At 59.0% G+C, this 2,953-nt stretch carries 4 protein-coding genes; all 4 read left to right on the top strand.

Annotated features, from left to right (window positions below):
• Window positions 1-26: 26 nt before the first annotated feature.
• The 4 genes from VJ604_RS17780 to VJ604_RS17765 are packed head-to-tail and all read left to right on the top strand — an operon-like array spanning window position 27 to window position 2,734.
• Window positions 27-530, top strand: a complete 504-nt coding sequence (locus VJ604_RS17780) for a pilus assembly FimT family protein (RefSeq protein ID WP_324084846.1) — start codon at window positions 27-29, stop codon at window positions 528-530.
• Window positions 508-882 (top strand): type IV pilus modification PilV family protein, encoded by a 375-nt coding sequence (locus VJ604_RS17775; protein WP_324084845.1) that lies wholly within the window; start codon window positions 508-510, stop codon window positions 880-882. Before VJ604_RS17780 ends, VJ604_RS17775 begins: the two co-directional genes overlap by 23 nt.
• Before the next feature lie 10 nt (window positions 883-892).
• Complete coding sequence (locus tag VJ604_RS17770; protein ID WP_324084843.1) at window positions 893-2,104, top strand: PulJ/GspJ family protein; 1,212 nt, start codon at window positions 893-895, stop codon at window positions 2,102-2,104.
• A 15-nt stretch (window positions 2,105-2,119) separates the two neighbouring features.
• Entirely contained in the window at window positions 2,120-2,734 is a 615-nt protein-coding gene (locus VJ604_RS17765; protein ID WP_324084841.1) for a pilus assembly protein PilX, read from the top strand.
• The last annotated feature ends 219 nt before the right edge of the window (window positions 2,735-2,953 follow it).

Here is a 2,953-nt window from a genome sequence, read left to right as displayed (position 1 = left end):
TTTGATGTCTTGAGAGAGACTGAGCGATGGCTGTGTCGGGCAGTGACATACCGGAAGGGGGATACTCGCTGGTAGAGATACTCACCGTCATCGCAATTAGCTCCATCCTGCTGTCCATTGCTACCGTCCATTTCAACAAATATTTCAAACGCTATCAAAGCGAAGCCCAGACCAGGGTGATGTATGCGGATCTGCTGTCGGCCAGGGCGAACGCCCTCTATCACCGGAGGGAGACCCGGGTGAAGGTCTATCCCACCCGCTTCGAGGTCTACTCCAGCTTGGTCGACCGTGACGGCGGTGCTGCTCCGGTCCTGAGCCGACAGCTGCAATTTCCCATCGTGCAAAGCAAGAGCGGGAACAACGTCGACTTCAAGTCGAGCGGACTGACCTTCAACGAACGCTCCATCTGCCAGGAGCCTGCCGATGATACCTGTGTCATCGACAGCATCGTGATATCCACCACCCGAATAAGCCTTGGTAAGAGGGACGGCCGGGAGGAGTGCGGTTATGACAGCATCACTAAAAAGTAGCAGCGGCTTTACTCTCATAGAGATGGTGATGGCAATGCTGGTGCTGAGCGTTGGCCTGCTGGGGCTCTTGCAGTCAATCCAGGTCGCGCTCCGCCACGAACAGGGAAACAAGGTGCGGGAGGAGGCGGTGCTGCTGGCCGAGGAGCAGATGAACGTCTTGAGACTGAACCCGTTCGACACCCACACCACGGCCACCAGGATGATCGGGGGAGGCTTGAAGAAGTTTTCGGTGGTAAGAACGACTCGTTCCCTGGGCGAAACAACCAGCACCAGCCAACTCACCGTCTCCGTCAGTTGGCAGTTCCGTAATCTCACCACCACACATCAAATATCGACTTTCAAGAAGATCTAAGGGGAAGGGCATGGAGAGGAGTCAGAACGGGCACACTCTGGTCGAACTGGTGGTGGTCATTCTGATTTTCTCGGTGGTGACGACTCTGATCACCGTCTCCTTCAACAGGATAGTGGGTAGCGCGAGCCAGGTCACCAAGTCGGCGGAGACCGACATCGGCGGAATCATAGGGCTCGAGCTGCTTCGTTCAGACCTGGAGAGCGCAGGCTTCGGACTTCCCTGGTCGCTGCCGGGAGGGTTGCAGTACCAGGAGACACCAAAGGATCCCAGCGACAGCCCGATGGTGAGCGGCTACCCGGGAACGCTCCCCTCAGACTTCAACGACAGGCCCGACGACACCCCACCTTCCGCTCCCCGGGCCTACATCTCCGGCGACAACGTCGGCTACAACGGTTCCGACTACCTGGTCCTGAAGGGGACGGCGGTGGGGATGAACTCGACCTGCCGGTCCTGGAGCTATTTGAACTACAGCAGTGTCTTCGTCCCGAAGCAAAGCCGATCGGAGGTCGAGTTGACGCCGGGGCAGGGGGGCCGGGTCGTGGTGATCAAGAACACCGTCAACAAGGCGGGCATCATGGACCGGCAGCTGGTAACGGACGGCCCCGGCAGCGCGGTTTTCATGGCGGTTTTTGACGGGAGCATCTCCTCGAACTTCCTTCCCAAAAACAGGGAGGAGAGTTACCAGGTCTACGGGGTCTCGGACGGTAATACGTCCTCTCTATCGTTTCCGTATAACAGGGCTGATTATTTCCTTTCGCGCCCGGACGATATCTCAAAGGTCTGCGCCAAGAAAACTGCGGTTCTGTACAAGGCGTTGATGCCGCACAACGGCATAGCTTCGGTCAGGTATCCGTTGCAGGACTGTGTGGCAGATCTTCAGGTCATCTTCTTGATGGCCACCAACGGTGACGGCATCGTCGACCAGCATTTGTCGGATTTATCAAGGCTGGCGCCGGGCGGCAAGGTCAGTGCGGAACAACTGCGAGACCAGTTAAGGGAGATCCGTGTCTACATCCTGGCCCAGCAGGGGAAGAAGGATCCCCTTTACCAGTATCCGCTCGACCAGCTGCCCATCGTGGTGGGGGACGCAGGGATGGACAAGGCGCTGGGAAGGACCTTGGGCAGCAGTTGGAACGAGGCGGCCATGGCCAGGCTCGACCCGGAGTGGCGCCACTTCCACTGGAAGGTCTATTCCATCGTGGTGCAGCCGAAAAACCTGTAGGACGATGAGGGCGCTATGGTGTGTCTTCGCGATCAGAAAGGTGCGGCACTGGTGACGGCCCTTATGCTGACGCTGCTCGCCCTGGTCATCTCCAGTACCCTCCTGTACACGGTGATGGCCGGCTCGCGCCTGTCGGCGAGCCATAAGCGCTATCGTACTGCTCTCGCCGCCGCCAAGGGCGGGGTGGAAGTGCTCGGCGAGGAGATCGTGCCTCGGCTTTTCCAACTGGAGTCTCTAAACTCGTTGCAGTCGAACTTCGCCAGCATCAATCTCCACCTGCCACAGTACGATTGCCTGCGACAGAAGATCGACACCCAGACGTCGCAGTGGACCTTCTGTGCGGTCGATCCTGTCCCTGCCGATCCGAGCGTCATGCCGGACGCGACCTTCAAGCTGAGCAGCAACCAGGGGCGGGACTTTCAAATCTCGGCAAAGATCGTGGATACCGTGCCCGGCAACTCGGACAAAAGCGGCATGGACTTCCTCGAGTTGGGCGGCTCGGTTGCCTCCCGGGACGAGATCATCCACCCGCGCCACGTGCCGGCCATCTACAACCTCTCCGTGCAGGGGGTGAGGGAGGGGGGAGCGAATCAGGAAAAGGCACGCTTGTCGGTGCTCTACGCCTACTGAGCGCAGGCCGGTCCGGCTGCGCCAGCCACCTCAAGTTTCCCGCCAGGTTTGCGATCACCTTTCCAGACCGTGATGCAATGGCACCGATATTTCAACGGACTTGGCACGGGCAGCTCCCAGCTCCTTCCGAAAGTCCCCCCTCCCAACCTTCACCGTTGGGCGGGAGGGGCTAAAGAGCTAACAGCCTGATTGTGCGTCGGTATCTCTTTCCATATGAGG

It is taken from the genome of Geomonas sp. (genome assembly GCF_035254065.1).
In the GTDB taxonomy this organism is placed as follows: domain Bacteria; phylum Desulfobacterota; class Desulfuromonadia; order Geobacterales; family Geobacteraceae; genus Geomonas.
Note: the sequence above shows the minus strand (reverse complement) of the source record. Positions and strands in the feature narration are given on the sequence as shown.